The sequence below is a fragment of the Limnohabitans sp. genome, from assembly GCF_036804465.1.
GTDB lineage: Bacteria > Pseudomonadota > Gammaproteobacteria > Burkholderiales > Burkholderiaceae_C > Limnohabitans.
The window spans coordinates 45,163-61,204 of record NZ_DAIRSK010000013.1; the positions used below are offsets into that span (position 1 = coordinate 45,163).

At 56.1% G+C, this 16,042-nt stretch carries 15 protein-coding genes, 1 other RNA gene and 1 pseudogene; 14 read left to right on the forward strand and 3 right to left on the reverse strand.

Annotation, left to right across the window (positions count from 1 at the left end):
- Positions 1 to 17 precede the first annotated feature (17 nt).
- The 8 genes from V7Q41_RS08600 (at position 18) to V7Q41_RS08635 (ending at position 7,298) form a co-directional block, all read left to right on the forward strand.
- A complete protein-coding gene (locus V7Q41_RS08600) occupies positions 18 to 917 on the forward strand; it encodes an amino acid ABC transporter substrate-binding protein (RefSeq protein WP_333845401.1) in 900 nt (299 codons plus the stop codon).
- Between the two features lie 18 nt (positions 918 to 935).
- The gene (locus tag V7Q41_RS08605; protein ID WP_333845402.1) at positions 936 to 1,670 is read left to right on the forward strand and encodes an amino acid ABC transporter permease; all 735 of its coding nucleotides are present in this window, start codon (positions 936 to 938) and stop codon (positions 1,668 to 1,670) included.
- Positions 1,671 to 1,672: 2 nt separating this feature from the next.
- Positions 1,673 to 2,341: an amino acid ABC transporter permease gene (locus V7Q41_RS08610; RefSeq protein ID WP_333845403.1), complete on the forward strand. Its 669-nt coding sequence runs from the start codon at positions 1,673 to 1,675 to the stop codon at positions 2,339 to 2,341.
- Positions 2,342 to 2,366: 25 nt separating this feature from the next.
- Entirely contained in the window at positions 2,367 to 3,104 is a 738-nt protein-coding gene (locus tag V7Q41_RS08615) for an amino acid ABC transporter ATP-binding protein (RefSeq protein ID WP_333845404.1), read from the forward strand.
- Between the two features lie 256 nt (positions 3,105 to 3,360).
- Positions 3,361 to 4,392 (forward strand): dihydroorotase, encoded by a 1,032-nt coding sequence (gene pyrC, locus V7Q41_RS08620; protein ID WP_333845405.1) that lies wholly within the window; start codon positions 3,361 to 3,363, stop codon positions 4,390 to 4,392.
- Positions 4,377 to 5,138 carry a DUF3025 domain-containing protein gene (locus tag V7Q41_RS08625; RefSeq protein ID WP_333845406.1) on the forward strand — a complete coding sequence of 254 codons (762 nt, stop codon included), beginning with the start codon at positions 4,377 to 4,379 and terminating at the stop codon, positions 5,136 to 5,138. Before pyrC ends, V7Q41_RS08625 begins: the two co-directional genes overlap by 16 nt.
- 106 nt (positions 5,139 to 5,244) lie before the next feature.
- Positions 5,245 to 6,120: a protease HtpX gene (htpX, locus tag V7Q41_RS08630; protein WP_333845407.1), complete on the forward strand. Its 876-nt coding sequence runs from the start codon at positions 5,245 to 5,247 to the stop codon at positions 6,118 to 6,120.
- 23 nt (positions 6,121 to 6,143) lie between these two features.
- Positions 6,144 to 7,298 (forward strand): hypothetical protein, encoded by a 1,155-nt coding sequence (locus V7Q41_RS08635; RefSeq protein WP_333845408.1) that lies wholly within the window; start codon positions 6,144 to 6,146, stop codon positions 7,296 to 7,298.
- On the opposite strand, the gene V7Q41_RS08640 is transcribed toward V7Q41_RS08635, so the two are convergent.
- A complete protein-coding gene (locus V7Q41_RS08640) occupies positions 7,289 to 9,139 on the reverse strand; it encodes an NAD(P)/FAD-dependent oxidoreductase (protein ID WP_333845409.1) in 1,851 nt (616 codons plus the stop codon). The two genes, V7Q41_RS08635 and V7Q41_RS08640, sit on opposite strands and share 10 nt — an antisense overlap.
- Before the next feature lie 70 nt (positions 9,140 to 9,209).
- Here V7Q41_RS08640 and rnpB point away from each other — a divergent pair.
- Both rnpB and V7Q41_RS08650 read left to right on the forward strand, forming a co-directional pair.
- Positions 9,210 to 9,560, forward strand: an RNA gene (rnpB, locus tag V7Q41_RS08645) — RNase P RNA component class A.
- A gap of 64 nt (positions 9,561 to 9,624) precedes the next feature.
- Positions 9,625 to 10,383: a fused MFS/spermidine synthase gene (locus V7Q41_RS08650; protein ID WP_333845410.1), complete on the forward strand. Its 759-nt coding sequence runs from the start codon at positions 9,625 to 9,627 to the stop codon at positions 10,381 to 10,383.
- On the opposite strand, the gene V7Q41_RS08655 is transcribed toward V7Q41_RS08650, so the two are convergent.
- Both V7Q41_RS08655 and V7Q41_RS08660 read right to left on the reverse strand, forming a co-directional pair.
- Positions 10,380 to 10,916, reverse strand: coding sequence for a hypothetical protein (locus V7Q41_RS08655; RefSeq protein WP_333845411.1), 537 nt, complete (start codon positions 10,914 to 10,916; stop codon positions 10,380 to 10,382). The genes V7Q41_RS08650 and V7Q41_RS08655 overlap by 4 nt on opposite strands.
- Before the next feature lie 73 nt (positions 10,917 to 10,989).
- A pseudogene (locus V7Q41_RS08660) lies at positions 10,990 to 11,967 on the reverse strand (MBL fold metallo-hydrolase); the annotation flags it as partial.
- Between the two features lie 178 nt (positions 11,968 to 12,145).
- Here V7Q41_RS08660 and V7Q41_RS08665 point away from each other — a divergent pair.
- Genes V7Q41_RS08665 through V7Q41_RS08680 form a run of 4 tightly spaced genes read left to right on the forward strand, consistent with a single transcriptional unit; the run spans position 12,146 to position 16,033 of the window.
- Positions 12,146 to 13,126, forward strand: a complete 981-nt coding sequence (locus V7Q41_RS08665) for a tripartite tricarboxylate transporter substrate binding protein (RefSeq protein ID WP_333845412.1) — start codon at positions 12,146 to 12,148, stop codon at positions 13,124 to 13,126.
- Between the two features lie 16 nt (positions 13,127 to 13,142).
- The gene (locus tag V7Q41_RS08670; RefSeq protein WP_333845413.1) at positions 13,143 to 13,910 is read left to right on the forward strand and encodes a sulfite exporter TauE/SafE family protein; all 768 of its coding nucleotides are present in this window, start codon (positions 13,143 to 13,145) and stop codon (positions 13,908 to 13,910) included.
- A 12-nt stretch (positions 13,911 to 13,922) separates the two neighbouring features.
- Positions 13,923 to 15,125 (forward strand): amidase, encoded by a 1,203-nt coding sequence (locus tag V7Q41_RS08675; RefSeq protein WP_333845414.1) that lies wholly within the window; start codon positions 13,923 to 13,925, stop codon positions 15,123 to 15,125.
- Positions 15,126 to 15,154: 29 nt separating this feature from the next.
- On the forward strand, positions 15,155 to 16,033 hold the full coding sequence (locus tag V7Q41_RS08680; protein ID WP_333845415.1) for a polysaccharide deacetylase family protein: 879 nt from the start codon (positions 15,155 to 15,157) through the stop codon (positions 16,031 to 16,033).
- Positions 16,034 to 16,042 lie beyond the last annotated feature (9 nt).

Sequence of the window (16,042 nt, forward strand, 5' to 3'; positions counted from 1 at the left end):
CTTCATTGGAGCAACTCATGAAAAAGCAGTTCATCACCTTGGCTGTTGCCACCCTGTTGGCGGGCACCGCCTTTGCGCAAGCCAACGACACCATCGCCAAAGTCAGAGCTTCTGGCAGCGTCACCATGGGTGTGCGCGATTCTTCAGGCGCTTTGTCCTACACCTTGGGGGACGGCAAGTATGTGGGCTACCACGTTGAGATTTGCCAACGCATCATTGACAACTTGGAAAAAGCGGCTGGCAAAAAGCTGGAAGTCAAATACACCTCGGTCACTTCACAAAACCGCATTCCTTTGACAGAAAACGGCACCGTGGACATTGAGTGCGGCTCCACCACCAACAACGAAGCACGCCAAAAGCAAGTCGCTTTTGCGTTCACCACCTATGTGGAAGAAGTGCGTATTGCGGTGCGTGCCAACTCGGGCATCACCAACATCGCGCAGCTCAACGGCAAGAACGTGGCTACCACCACGGGCACCACGTCGGTGCAACTGTTGCGCAAGAACGAACGCGCCACGGGCGTTGACTTCAAGGAAGTGTTTGGCAAAGACCACGCAGACAGCTTTTTGTTGCTTGAGTCTGGCCGCGCTGATGCGTTTGTGATGGACGGCCAAATCTTGGCGGGCAACATTGCCAACTCCAAGGCGCCAGGCGATTTCAAAATTGTGGGCGAGGTGTTGAACGTCGAGCCCATCGCCATCATGTTCCGCAAGGACGACCCTGCTTTCAAGAAGCTGGCTGACGACACCATTGCGGCTTTGGCCAAGTCAGGTGAACTCGCCAAGTTGTACGACAAGTGGTTTGTGCAAGCCATTCCTCCTAAAAACATCAAGTTGGGCCTGGTGGCCAGCGATGCCACCAAGGGCGCTTGGGCAAACTTGAACGACAGGCCGGTTGAAGCCTACGCCAAGAAGTAATTTCAAAAGCGCACGGACATGGCACTCGAGTGGCAGGTTTTTCTTGAAGACGATGGCGGTGGAAGAACCTACCTCGAGTGGATGTTTGAAGCCTGGGGCTGGACGCTCTCTGTAGCGGGCAGTGCCTGGGTGGTGGCTGTTGTGTCGGGCTGCCTGATGGGGGTTTTGCGCACCTTGCCGCCAGACACGCGTTTGAATGTTGGCTTGGCCCGATTGGCCACAGCGTGGGTGGAGTTGTTTCGCAACATCCCGTTGCTGGTTCAAATTTTTCTTTGGTACTTTGTGTTGCCCAAGGTCTTTCCGGCCATGCAACAAGTGCCGGGGTTTGTGTTGGTGGTGTTGGGCTTGGGCTTTTTCACTTCCTCACGGATTGCCGAAATGCTGCGTGCGGGTATTCAAGCCATGCCCCGGGGCCAGCGTTATGCGGCCATGGCCATGGGCTTTACCACTTGGCAGACGTATCGCTACGTGCTGCTGCCCATTGCGTTTCGCACCATTTGGCCGCCGCTGACCAGCGAGTCGATGAACTTGCTCAAAAACTCGTCGGTGGCGTTTGCCGTGTCGATTGCCGAACTCACCATGTACGCCATGCAAGTGCAAGAGGAAACCTCGCGCGGCATTGAGGTCTATTTGGTGGTGACGGCGCTCTACACCCTGTCCGCCTTTGCGGTCAACCGTGTGATGGCATTTGCCGAGCGCCGCTTGCAAATCCCCGGCATGGTGGTGGCTGGCAACGTGGGTGGGGGGCACTGAGCATGAGCGCACTCGACTTTTCGTTTGTCGACTGGGACATCTTCAGCAAATTTGTGTTGAAGGGCATGCTGTTCAGCATTGAGCTGACCCTCGTGGCCACCATCGGTGGCTTGGTGTTTGGCACCATCTTGGCGCTGATGCGCTTGTCGGGGCACAAATTGTTAGAACTGCCCGCGGTGATTTATGTCAACGGCATGCGCTCCATTCCTTTGGTGATGGTGATTTTGTGGTTCTTCTTGTTGATTCCGTTTTTGATTGGCCGCTCCATCGGTGCTGAGCTCTCCGCCACCATCACTTTTGTGGCTTTTGAAGCGGCGTATTTCAGTGAAATCATGCGGGCGGGCATTCAGTCCGTTTCGCGGGGCCAGGTGATGGCGGGGCAAGCCTTGGGGCTGACGTATGCACAGAACATGCGCCTCATTGTGTTGCCCCAAGCTTTTCGCAACATGTTGCCCGTGTTGCTCACGCAAACCATTATTTTGTTTCAAGACACCTCGCTTGTCTATGCCATTGGCGCCTATGACTTGCTCAAGGGCTTTGTGACGGCAGGCAAAATTTACGGCCGCGTAGAAGAGGTGTACATCTTGGCTGCTTTGGTTTATTTTGTGATTTGTTTTGGCCTCTCGGCCTTGGTGCGTCGCTTGCAAGCGCGCATTGCCATCATTCGCTAAGCATGTACTTGCGCTGGAGTTCACTGTGATTGAATTAAAAAATGTGTCCAAGTGGTACGGCTCTGTGCAGGTGCTCAACAACTGCTCCACCGTCATCCAAAAAGGCGAGGTGGTGGTGGTCTGCGGCCCCTCGGGTTCGGGCAAGTCCACCCTCATCAAAACCATCAATGCCTTGGAGCCTTTTCAAGAGGGTGAAATTTTTGTGGAAGGCATGCCCGTGCACAGCAAAGACACCGACCTGCCCAAGTTGCGCAGCCGTGTGGGCATGGTGTTTCAAAGCTTCGAGCTGTTCCCGCATTTGTCTGTCACCCAAAACTTAACGATGGCCCAGCAAAAAGTGTTGGGCCGTAGCGAAGAACAAGCCCACGCGTATGGCTTGAAGTACTTGGAGCGTGTGGGTCTGATGGCACACAAAGACAAGTTCCCAGGCCAGCTCTCTGGCGGGCAGCAACAACGCGTGGCCATTGCCCGTGCACTGAGCATGGACCCCATCGTGATGTTGTTTGACGAACCCACCTCAGCGCTTGACCCTGAGATGGTGGGCGAGGTGTTGGATGTGATGGTGGACTTGGCCCATGAGGGCATGACGATGATGTGTGTGACCCACGAAATGGGATTTGCCCGCAAAGTGGGCAGCCGTGTGATCTTCATGGACATAGGCGGCAAGATTTTGGAAGACTGCTCTAAGGATGAGTTTTTCAACCACCCCGAAAACCGTCAGCCGCGCACCAAAGAGTTCTTGAACAAGATCTTGGCGCATTGATTTCTGTTTTCGCGCCGGAGAGGGTTGCGCGGCTTGGGTATGGCGGCTTCCTCATGCTGGGGTACCAGAAATCGTCAGCCGCCACACCCAAGCCGCGCAACTGTGGGTAACCAACTGTCATCATCCAGCTTTTGTAAGCCGCAGTCTGTGGGTAGAGGGTATGGGCAGGTGACGATTTCTGGTACCCCAGCATGAGGAACCTGCCCATACCCGCTGCCCACAGCGAGCCCAGAAACAAAAAAGCGACAATCAAAGCATGACGCAACAACTCACCATCACCAAACCCGACGACTGGCATCTGCACGTGCGCGATGGCGCTGCACTCCACACCGTGGTGCCCCACACCGCCGCCGAGTTTGGTCGCGCCATCATCATGCCCAACCTCAGGCCCCCCCTCACCACAGCGGCGCAAGCCTTGGCGTACAAAGAGCGCATTTTGGCGGCAGTACCTCAAGGTGTGCGCTTTGAGCCCTTGATGACGCTCTACCTCACCGACAACTTGCCAGCCGACGAAATCGCCCGCGCCAAAGACGCAGGTGTGGTTGCCTGCAAGCTCTACCCAGCTGGCGCCACGACCAACAGCGATGCGGGTGTGACGGATCTGCGCAAAACCTACAAAACCCTGGAAGCCATGCAAAAGGCAGGCATGTTGTTGTTGGTACATGGTGAAGTGACCAACAGCGACATTGACCTGTTTGACCGCGAAGCCGTGTTCATCGACACCCAGCTGATTCCGCTGCGCCGTGACTTTCCCGAGCTCAACATTGTGTTCGAGCACATCACCACCGCCGAAGCCGCGCAATACGTGGCTGAGAGTGCGCAGCACACCGCCGCCACCATCACTGCGCACCACTTGCTGTTCAACCGCAACGCCATCTTCACTGGCGGTATTCGCCCGCATTACTACTGCTTGCCCGTGCTCAAGCGAGAGACGCATCGCCAAGCCTTGGTGAAGGCGGCCACCAGTGGCTCGCCCAAGTTCTTCTTGGGCACCGACAGCGCGCCTCACCCCGCGCAGCTCAAAGAACACGCCACAGGTTGTGCGGGTTGCTACACCGCGCATGCGGCTATGTCCATGTACGCTGAAGCGTTTGACAACGCAGGCGCACTCGACAAGCTCGAAGGCTTTGCGAGCTTTTACGGGGCAGACTTTTATGGCTTGCCTCGCAACACCGGCACGCTCACCTTGCGCAAAGAAAGCTGGACACCACCCGAGAGCTTTGCGTTTGGCCAAGCCGATTTGAAGCCTCTGCGCTCTGGCGAGACCTTGCCTTGGCGCGTGGTTTAACTGTCTTAGCCGAGATTGATTGGGCGCAGCCATGGTTTGAGCCGTGGCGCGAACTGGGGGAGCCAACGGCCCACAGTGCGCTGCAACTTCAAAGCGTTGCGGATGCGCTTGGCAACGCCAAGGACGTGAGGTTTGTCCCCCAATCCGCCTTGCCCGACAACCAAGCGTACGAAGACTTCGTTTTCAAAACCGCCCAAGTCCCAACACGCGACGGCTTGCACGACTTTTTCAACGGCTTGTGTTGGCAACGCTTTCCACAGGCCAAACGCCGCTTGAATCAACTCCAAGCCGCACAGATCGAGGCCCAAGGCATTTGCCACACACGTGGTCCCGTGCGCGACGCGCTCACGCTGTTTGACGAAAACGTGGTGCTCATGCACGCACCTCACGCGGTGTGGGCTGCACTGCAAGCACGCGATTGGCTCAGGTTGTTTGTGGATTTGCGCGAGCAATGGCAGCAGGTGCACCTGGTGTTGTTTGGTCATGCCTTGCTTGAAAAACTGGTCACCCCCTACAAGTCCATCACGGCGCATGTGTACCGCGTGGACAGCCATGTTGATCCACACGACGAAGCCGCGCTCGACGCTTGGCTGGTGCAAGACCTGCAGCCCGCCAAACTCGCTACCAAACCCTTCGAGCCGCTGCCCGTCTTAGGCGTGCCAGGCTGGTGGGCGGCCAATGTGGAGCGGGTGTTTTACGAGGACGCGCAGGTGTTTCGGCCCAAGCGAGTCGTTGAGCACAAGTAATCCTTAAGGTTTGTGGCGGTTTGCCCATTGCCTATTGAAAAGCGACAAAACGCCCCTAACATTCGTCTGCTGCGGCGTCCTGTGATCACCGCTGAAAAGGAAAACCATGAAACGCATTCTTCTGTTCGTCCTCACCAACCTCGCTGTCATGGTGGTGCTGGGGGTCGTCGCCAGTTTGCTGGGCGTCAACCGCTTTCTTACTTCCAACGGTCTAGACCTCTCGGCCCTGTTGGGCTTTTCGCTCATCATGGGTTTTGGCGGTGCATTTATTTCGCTCTTGATGAGTAAGCCTCTGGCCAAGTGGAGCACGGGCGCGCGCGTCATCAATCAGCCAGCCAACCAAGACGAGGCATGGTTGGTCAGCGTGGTGCAGCGTTTGTCTGAGCGCGCGGGCATTGCCATGCCTGAAGTGGCGATTTACGACGGCGAACCCAATGCGTTTGCCACGGGTGCATTTAAAAACTCAGCGTTGGTGGCGGTGTCTACCGGTTTGCTGCAAGGCATGACGCGCGAAGAAATTGAAGCGGTGTTGGGCCATGAAGTTGCCCACGTGGCCAATGGCGACATGGTCACCCTCACGCTCATCCAAGGCGTGCTCAACACCTTTGTGGTGTTCTTGAGCCGTGTGGTGGGCTATTTTGTCGACAGCATGTTGCGCAGCAAAGATGATGAATCCACTGGCCCTGGCATGGGCTACTACATCACCAGCTTTGTGCTTGACATCTTGTTTGGTCTGGTGGCCAGCATGATCGTGGCGTGGTTCAGCCGCCAGCGTGAGTTCCGCGCCGACGAGGGCGCAGCACAACTGATGGGCAGCAAGCAACCCATGATCAATGCCCTGGCCCGACTCAACAGCATGCAAGCAGGCGAGTTGCCCACCAGCGTGGCGGCCATGGGCATCACCGGTGGTTTGGGCAAGTGGTTTGCCTCGCACCCGCCTTTGGAAGAGCGCATTGCAGCTTTGCAAAATGCAAGAGGCTGAGTGTTTGTGATGACGTTTTTTCTTTGAGCCATTCAAGCTCTCCTTGGACGGTCGCCCCTGTGCAAGCAGTGGCGACCGTTGCCATTCAGCCAGCTGCAGCGTTAACGCCTGTACAAAAGCGGTTCAACACCTTGTTGGCGCGTGTGTCGCAACTGTCGGATGCCATCGCCACGCTAGAGGCCTTGTCTACCCAGCACCGCAGCAGCCATCTGAGTGCCATGCGCGCTTTGCAGAGCCAAGAAGACGATGTGCGTAAAAACTTGTTGTTGTTTTTAGATGGTCGCTTGCATCAAGCCGAGCTCACGGCCTCGCACCGCCGCAGCGCCACGCAAATCATCCTGGGTCTGTGCGAAGCCCTTGCACACAAGAATGACGGCCAAGTGCAAGCCGTGTTCAACCAGCACCATAGCGAAGAAGACGCACAAGCGCTGGCCGAAGAAGCCCGTGCAGGTGCCGAGCACGCCAAGGCTGTGTTTGAAGATTTGTTTGGCAAGCCCTTGCACGGCGCGGACGATTTGCACACGGCAGAGGCGGTGTTTGAAGCAGGCCTGCGCCAATACCGCGAACAACAGCAGCGCCAAGAAGACAAACGCCAAGCCAAGAAGGCGAAGAAAAAACCAGCTCTCCGTCAGCTCAAAGACGCGCAGCAAACGATGGATGCCAACACCGCGCTGCGCACCGTCTATCGCCAACTCGCCAGCGCTTTGCACCCCGACCGCGAGCCCGATGAAGCCGAGCGCTTGCGCAAGACCGCGTTGATGAGCGAAGTCAACGCAGCGTATGACCGCAAAAATTTGTCTGAGCTGTTGAAGCTGCAATTGCAATTGGCGCAAATCGACAGCGCGTCTTTGAGCCGCATCACCGATGACAAACTCAACGCCATGTGCTTGCTGCTCAAAGAGCAAGTGCAAGCGCTGCAAGAGGACGAAGCGCAAGCGCAGTTTGAAATCCGTCACTACCTCGGTGTGAATGATCTCGACCACATCAGCGCTGAGAGTTTGGCGCGCGCTTTGGCCATTCAACTGCGCGACAAAGCGCAAGACGTGGACACACTAGAGCGCGATCTGCGTCGCATTCAAAACGAAGCAGAGCTGAAACGTTGGCTCAAAGAACAAGCGCAACTCGCCAAAGAAATGCGGGCTGAGCTGACGGATTTGGATCGCTTGCTTTACCGATAAAGCAGTTTGCCCATCAGGCACCGCGCGACTGCCTCGCCAACTTTGATGCCGTCCACCCCCGCCGACAAAATGCCGCCTGCATAGCCCGCGCCTTCACCTGCGGGATACAGGCCAAAGAGGGTGGGGCTTTGTAAGGTGTCGTTGTCACGTTCAATGCGCAGGGGCGATGAGGTGCGAGTTTCTACGCCCGTCATGACCGCGTCGTGCATGTCAAAGCCTTTGATTTTTTGGCCAAAGATCGGCAGCGCTTCTCGCATGGCGGTGATGGCGTAGGAGGGCAGGGCGCTGTCAAGGCTCACCATCTTGACGCCAGGTTGGTAGGAGGGCTCTACGCTGCCCAATTCAGTAGAAGCACGGTTGGCTACAAAGTCGCCCACCCGTTGCGCAGGCGCTTCGTAGCTGCTGCCGCCCAAGGTGTAGGCGTGGGCTTCGAGTTGGCGTTGCAGCACCAAGCCTGCCAGCGGGTGATAGCCCCCCGGCGCATCATGTGTGGTGTGGCGCACGGCGTTGCCCAGCGTTTGGCCCAGCTCAGCTTCAAACGCCGCTGGATCGGTGGGGTAGTCACTCGGGTCAATGCCCACCACGATGCCTGCATTGGCATTGCGCTCGGCGCGTGAGTATTGGCTCATGCCGTTGGTCACCACGCGGCCTGCTTCGCTGGTGGCGGCCACCACCGTGCCGCCAGGGCACATGCAAAAGCTGTACACGGTGCGGCCGTTGTCGGCGTGGTGCACCAGCTTGTAGTCTGCCGCACCCAGCAGCGGGTGGCCCGCGTGTTGGCCCCAACGTGCGCGGTCAATCACGCCTTGTGGATGCTCAATGCGCACACCCACCGAAAACGGTTTGGCTTCCATCGCCACCGCATGGCGATGCAGCATGGTGAAGGTGTCGCGGGCGCTGTGGCCCAGCGCCATCACCACATGGTGGGCGGGTAGGTTGTAGGTCTCGTCGGTGGCGTGGTTGTGAATCCGCAGGGCTTTGATGGCTCTGGATGATGGGCTAAGGGGCGCTGTGCTGGTGATGTCTTCGTAGTCAATATCCACCACGCGTTGCTCAAAGCGCACTTCGCCGCCTAAGCGAATGATTTCTTCGCGCAGCCCTTCCACCACTTTCACCAGTTTGAACGTGCCGATGTGCGGGTGCGCGGCAAACAAAATTTCTTCGGGTGCGCCAAAGCGCACAAATTCGTTCATCACCTTGCGGCCTAAGTGGCGTGGGTCTTTGATTTGACTGTAGAGCTTGCCGTCTGAGAACGTGCCTGCGCCACCTTCGCCAAACTGCACATTGCTCTGCACATTCAAAATCTTTTTGCGCCACAAACCCCAAGTGTCTTTGGTGCGTTGACGCATGGAGGTGCCGCGCTCAATCACGATGGGCTTGAACCCCATTTGCGCCAACACCAGAGCCGCAAAAATGCCGCACGGCCCAAATCCCACCACCACGGGGCGCTCGCCCGCGCCCGTAGACGATGAAGAGCCCCAGTCCCCAGGCGCGTGTGCAGGCGCGTGCCACACCATATCGGGCGTGGGTTGGATGTGCGAGTTTTTGTCGAACTTGGCCAGCAAATTCGCTTCTTGCGTTGCGTCTGCCAAGGTGATGTCCACGATGTAGACCACCAGCAAGTTTTGTTTGCGCGCATCAAAGCTGCGTTTGAACACCGCCAGCGTGGTGATGGCGTCAGGCGACAGCCCCAAGACTTCAGCGGCGAGAGCGCGCAGTGCGTCAATCGGGTGAGGGGGGAGTTGTCGGTCTGCCTCGGTTTCAGCAGGCGCATCGGCTGCGCGACGTGCTTCTACGGCAAGGGCAGACAGCGGGAGTTTGAGTTCTGAGAGTCGAATCACAAGCGAGTGGCCCGTGGTGATCGGGCAAGTTATGTCGAGGGCTTTGATTATCCGTCGATAATCCTGCTGTGAAGTTCGCTAGGCCGTCGCTGGTGCAATCTGGGAAACTAGGCACTGGAGGAACGTCCGGACTGCGAAGGACAGCGTAAGAGGTAACACCTCTCCACCGTGAGGTGAGGATCAGAGCAACAGAGACGAGCCGCTTCAGTGCGGGTGAAACGGGCAATCTCTACGCGCAGCAATACCAAGTAGGCCAACACGGAGCGGCGCGGTTCGCCGCGACTTCTCCAACTTGCGGTTCGCAGGTTGTTGGCGGGTAGGTAGCACCGAGCCGAGTGGGCAACCCTCGGCCCAGATTAATGACGGTCACGCGTGGGGCAACCCGCGTGCACAGAATCCGGCGTATCGGCGAGCTTCACACTTTTATTTTTTTGAGCTTGTTCGCTTGGCTTTGTCTGGCGCACGTCTCATTTTGAAAGATCGCGTTGTCACCTACCACGTCAGACGAGCGTTTCGAAAAACCCGTCGTGCAAGAAACGACCTTAGCCAAGTCGATGGTGTTTTCAGACATCGACATCCAAAGCCGCATGAGCGTGGCACGGCCCGACGAGCTGCAGTTTGAATACACGCGTTTGATGATGGGTGTGTTGTTGTTTGTGCCGCAGCCTAAACGCATTTTGATGGTGGGCTTGGGTGGCGGATCACTTGCGAAGTTTTGTTACAAGCATTTGCCCGACGCACACATCACGGTGGTGGAGATCAACCCACATGTCATTGCATTGCGTCAAAGTTTTTTTATTCCTGCAGACGATGCGCGGTTTCATGTGCTGCAGATGGATGCGGCTCACTTCATGGCGCAGACGGAGCAAATGTTTGACGTGGTGTTGGTGGATGGCTTTGACCCGCACGGCATGCCTGAGCAACTGTGCTCGCCGCAGTTTTACGCAGACTGCCGACGCGTGTTGACTAACGGTGGCGTGATGGTTGCCAATCTGCACCGCTTCAACGCTTACCGCGATGTGTATGTGGATCGCATTGATGCCGCGTTTCAAGGTGCGCTGTGGGTGGTCAATGCGCCTGGCAGCACCAATTGCGTGGTGTTTGCCATGCATGGGTTTTCAAAACACACCAAGCTCAGCTTTAGCAAACACAAGCCTGCACAACTGAGCGATGAGGCATGGGTACAAATTTCATCCAGCGTGGCGCGGGTGTTTTTAGCCACACAAGAAAAGCTGCAGGCTTAAATCGCCACCAGGTCGATGACGCGGCGCGGATGCGTCACATGGGTGCCGACAAAACCTTGGTCTGAAAAGTAGGCTTGCATGGCCTCTGTGAATTCATCAGGGCCTACCGTGCGCAGGTTGAATTCACCGTTAAAGCCTTGTGCATCTTTTTTAAACTCCACCACTGCCAATTGACGCGATGTGAGATGGGCCAAGCTGCAAAGCCAATGAAACGTTCGCGCTGGCATTCGCTCGCCTGTTGCGACTGCGACGATGACATCTTCACCTTGCCACTGCAGTTGGTCGGTCATGACGATGGCACCTGACAGATCGGGGCGCATGGGTGTTGGCAGCAAAGAGCCTTCTTGTCGCCATGCGCAATGAAAACTTTGACAAGGATTCAGTGGACGGTAGCTGTAAATGCTGCAACCCTTGGGTTCGCAATGCACACAAGGTTTGCCTAAGTGGGCTTGGGCAATCGGGTGCTTGATGTCAAGCCACCCCTCGCAGCAAGCCGTGCAGGGCTGGCAATTTCTGGTGTTGATCGTTGGCATGAACCAACGTTAATCCTTGCGCTACGGGGTGAGGATGACGTTGCCATCATTTGGCAGTTGCATGATGCAGATGTCATCCATCGCAACGGGTTCGAATGCGCTCGACATGCGCTAGCAGTGAGCGCATGGCCACAGGCCACAACCGAGGAGGCACATCGTCATAGGCTTGTTTGACCCAGTCGTCCATGCTGCCTTGTGGGAGTTGTTGCATGACATTCAATATCTTGGCTTCGCGTTTGAGGCGGTGCGCTTTGAGGTGGCTGATGCATGCACGCGCATCGTGCGGCTCATCCCAGAGGTTGCCCAGCACATAGCCGTGCGCGGGCAGGATGAAAGAGACGCGGTCTTGTTCGCAGGCGGCCAGCAAGGTGTCGAGCGAGTTCAAGTAGTCGTTCATGTTGCCATCGGGCGGGTCGATCACGGTGGTGCTGCCGTTGAGCACATGGTCGCCGCTGAACAACAAACCGTCTTCTTCCAACACCAAGCACAGGTGGTTGGCCGCGTGGCCAGGTGTGTGCACCACACGCAAGGTGTGCACGACCTCGCTTGTGTGGCCGTGGCCTTGCAGCACCAGCCTTTCACCATGGCTGAGTTCGCGATCGGGTATGAACGCACTGTGCGCTCGCGCCGTGGCTTGCGAAGCCAAGCCAAGAATTGGGGGCTTGTGCCCGTGTTGTTCGCATAGGGCTTGCAGCGGTGCAGCGCCTGGCGAGTGGTCAGGATGCGAATGGGTGCAAATGATGAGGCGAATATTGCCGCCAGCGGCTCGCCACAAACGGTCAAGGTGTTCGGTGTCTGCAGGTCCAGGGTCGATGGCAGCGTAACCCGTGTCGGGGTCACCCACCAAGTAGCTGTTGGTGCCAGGACCCGTCATCACGCCGGGGTTGGGAGCGGTGAGGCGCATCACGTTTTTGAGCAACTGCACAGCTTGGTCAGTCATCCAATCGAGGTGGTGCAACATCTGGCCATCGGGGCAGGTGAGGGCGAGTTCACCAAAAGGCGCTTCGTGTGCCAAAAAGCGCGCCTCTTTGCCAGCCATCCAGCCTGCGCGCTCTGACAGGTTCGAGGCAGTCTGGTTGGGGGAATGTAAGAGTTGGGAAGTGCGGGCCATGTTGCTATTATGAAGAGGCTAGGCGAGCCTAGTGTTTACCCTTGCGTAAAAGCCGCATGGTTTTTTCGCAGGCTTGGAATCACAATTTGGTCAAGATAAATTCACGGGAGAGACCTGTATGCAACGACGCACATTCAAAACGGCACTTGGTTTGGCATTGACTTTGGCTGCCCTGAGCGTGCCACAAATTGCCACCGCTCAAGCATGGCCGACCAGACAGCCTATCAAGTTAGTGGCTGTGTTCCCACCAGGTGGTTCGGTAGACCAAGTGGCCCGCATCATCGCCCAGCCTTTGTCGCAGCAGTTGGGACAAAGTGTGGTTGTGGAAAACCGTGGTGGTGCATCGGGTGCGATTGGCACCGCTTCAGTGGTGCAGTCTGCACCTGATGGCTACACCTTTGCTGTGGTGTTTGACACGCACGGCGTCAACCCTGCCCTCAACCCCAACTTGCCATACGACACCCAAAAAGACCTGACCCCTTTGGTCTTGGTAGGCACATCGCCCATGGTGCTGGCCACGCATGTCAACTCTGAATACAAAACTTTCAAAGACGTGGTGGATGCCGCCAAGGCGAAGAAAAATGTGAGCTTTGGCACCATTGGTAACGGCAGTTTGGGTCACTTGGCCATGGCCTTGATGGGCAAAGATGCCAACTTGGATTGGACGCACGTGCCTTACAAAGGTGGCGGCCCATTGATGAGCGATGCGATTTCGGGCCATGTGCCTTTGTCGATTGCGTCAGTCTTTGTGACCAAGCCCCACATTGACAGCGGTCGCATGCGCCCACTCGCCGTGACCACCAGCAAACGTGCGGCTGATTTGCCCAACGTGCCCACGGTTTCAGAAAACGGCTACCCCGGCTTTGAAGCGCCGGCTTGGTGGGCTGTGTTGGCACCTGCCAAAACACCACCTGAGATTGTCAAACGCATGAACGAAGAACTCAACAAAGTGTTGAAGAACCCTGAAATTGCCAAGAAGTTGGATGCACAAGGCATTGACATCATGGGCGGTTCGCCCGCGCAAGCAGGAACTTTCATTGACAAGCAGATGACCATTTGGGCCAAGGTGGTGAAAGACAACGGCATCAAGGCAGATTGATGCGCTTGAAGCTTTTGTGAATCTTGATTTATTTTTTGACTCGGCCTATTTGCCCTACGCCGCCCTAGGCGCACTGCTGGTAGGTCTGTCAAAAGGGGGTTTGCCGTCGACGGGAACGTTGGCGGTACCTATCCTCTCACTGGTCATGTCGCCCATCAAGGCAGCGACTTTGTTGCTACCCATTTATGTGATTTCTGATGCAGTGGGTGTTTGGTTGTACCGAAGAAATTTCAGCCTTTGGAATTTGAAGGTGTTGATACCAGCAGGCGTCTTTGGCGTGTTCGTGGGCTGGCTGACGGCGTCGATGATTCCCGAGCAAATGGTGACGCTGCTGATTGGTGTCATTGGCGTGGCGTTTTGTCTCAACACCTGGCTGCGCAAAAAACCAGCCGGTGTGCCCAAACCTCCCACCTTGGTGCTGGGTTTGTTTTGGGGCACCTTGTCGGGATTCACCAGTTTTATTTCTCACGCAGGTGCGCCGCCTTATCAGGTGTATGTGTTGCCCCAGCAATTGTCAAAGACGGTGTTTGCTGGCACTTCCACCTTGGTGTTTGCTGCCATCAATTTTGCCAAGATCTTGCCTTACCAAAATTTAAGGCCCTATGACATGGCTGGCATGTTGGATGCCTTGGTATTGATTCCATTCGCCATTGGCGGCACTTTTTTAGGTGCAGTGTTGACCAAAAGAATTCCGGATGTCTTGTTTTTTCGTTTGATCCAGATCGGTCTTTTTGCAATTTCACTCAAGCTCATTTGGACTGCGCGTGATGTGATTTATTTTTGAGGATATGCATCCATGCTGAGTCAGCAAGATCAATGTCAAGCCTTCATGCCCTACCCACCCAGCCCAGTTGCATATGCGGCACAGGGCGCTTTAAAGGGTTTGACTTTTGGTGTTAAGGACCTGTTTGATGTGGCGGGCTATCCCACCAGCGCTGGTCAGCCGCACATGTTGGCCTTGTCTGGTGTCAAGTCAACTACTGCGCCGTTTGTGCAGCGCTTTTTAGATGCAGGTGCGCAATTTGTCGGAAAAACGGTGACGGATGAGTTGGCTTTTTCACTCAATGGCCAAAACGCTCACTTTGGTGCCCCACTCAATGGCGCCGATCCTCTGCGTTTGAGTGGGGGCTCATCGTCGGGGTCGGCCTCTGCGGTGGCCAATGCCTTGTGCGATTTTGCAGTGGGCTCTGACACGGGGGGTTCCATTCGTGCGCCTGCCAGTCATAACGGTTTGTTTGGCTTGCGCCCCACCCATGGCCGTTTCGATATGTCTGGAAGTCATGCATTAGCGCCCAGCCTCGATGCGCCAGGATGGTTTGCGCGTGATGTGGATGTGTTTGCCCGTGTTTCTGAGCTGGTGTTGTCTGAACCCTGCAACACCGCATCTGTGCGCTTGATTTTGGGCCAAGAATTTTGGTCGCTGTTGACCCCCGACGTACAAGCTGCCCTCAAGCCTGCATTGGATGCACTGGAACATGCATTAGGAAAGATAGAGATCACCAAGGTTTTGAACACATCTTTTGATGAACTGACCTTGGCTTTTCGACATACCCAAGGCTGGGAAGCTTGGCAGGTGAATGGGGAGTTCATTCGTCGCTATCGACCCATGCTCGGGCCTGGTGTGGCGCAACGGTTTGAGTGGTCGAGTCAAGTCACGCAGCAGCAATATGACCAAGCACAAGTGATGCGAGACAAGATCAGGCAACACACAACACAGTCACTGGGACTGAATGGTATTTTGGTGTTGCCCACCATGCCAGATTGCGCACCGCTGGTGCATCAGCCTGAATTGGATTTAGAAAATTACCGAGCTGCAAGTTTGAAGTTGCTCAGTTTGGCAGGCGTGTGTGGCTTTCCTCAAATCAGCCTGCCGCTGGCGCATCACCATGGCGCACCGCTTGGCATTTCATTGCTTGGCTTGCCGCACAGCGATGCTCATTTGGTGGGCTTAGCCCAGCGAGTCGCACAAGCGGCAGGTAGGGCTTCACAGGCTCGATAGTATTCAGTCATCTCATTTAGGAGTCATGCATGAAGCCTTTGATCAGCGCACGCGCCCCTTATTCGGCCATTGTGGACCGCCCCAAGTTGCAGCTGCCTCACAACGGTCGCATGTGGGTTTGGTTGATTGTGAATGTGGAGCACTGGAGTATTGAGCGCGCCATGCCTCGCACGGTGTTGAGCCCTCCGATGGGCCAGCCCTTGCTGCCAGATCTACCGAATTGGGCTTGGCATGAATACGGCATGCGTGTGGGTTTTTGGCGCCTCTATGACGCCCTCAATCAACGTGGCATTGTGCCCACGATGGCAACCAACGGCATTGTGTGCGAGTCCTATCCTCGCATTGTGGAATCCGCTATGAAGAAAGATTGGGAAATCATGGGCCATGGTTTTGTGCAAGGCCCTATGCACAAGCTGGAAAACCAACAAGAGGCGATACAAAAAACGGTTGACACCATCCAACGCTTTTCAGGAAAAGCACCTGTCGGTTGGGAGAGTCCTGGCCTCACGGAAGACGACCACACCCTTGACTGCCTGTCGCAGTCCGGCATTGAGTATGTGGCGGATTGGGTGCTGGATGACCAACCCGTCTGGTTGGATGCGCAACCTAAGCCGGTGTTGTCTGTGCCCTACACCGTTGAGCTCAATGACATTCCAATGATGTTGTTGCAGCAAAACCGATCGGAGGAAATGCTGTTGCGCGGCATTGACCAGTTTGAACGCCTATGGCAAGAGAGCGAAACCATTCCACGCGTGATGGCCATCAGCGTGCACCCGTATGTGACGGGCGTGGCCCACCGCATTGGCTATTTTGAAAAGCTGCTCGACCACATCCAGTCACGCGCTGGTGTGGTGATTCAAACAGGCGAAGAAATTTCAAATTGGTATCGCAAGCAAGTGCCCTATTGACGTTTTTTC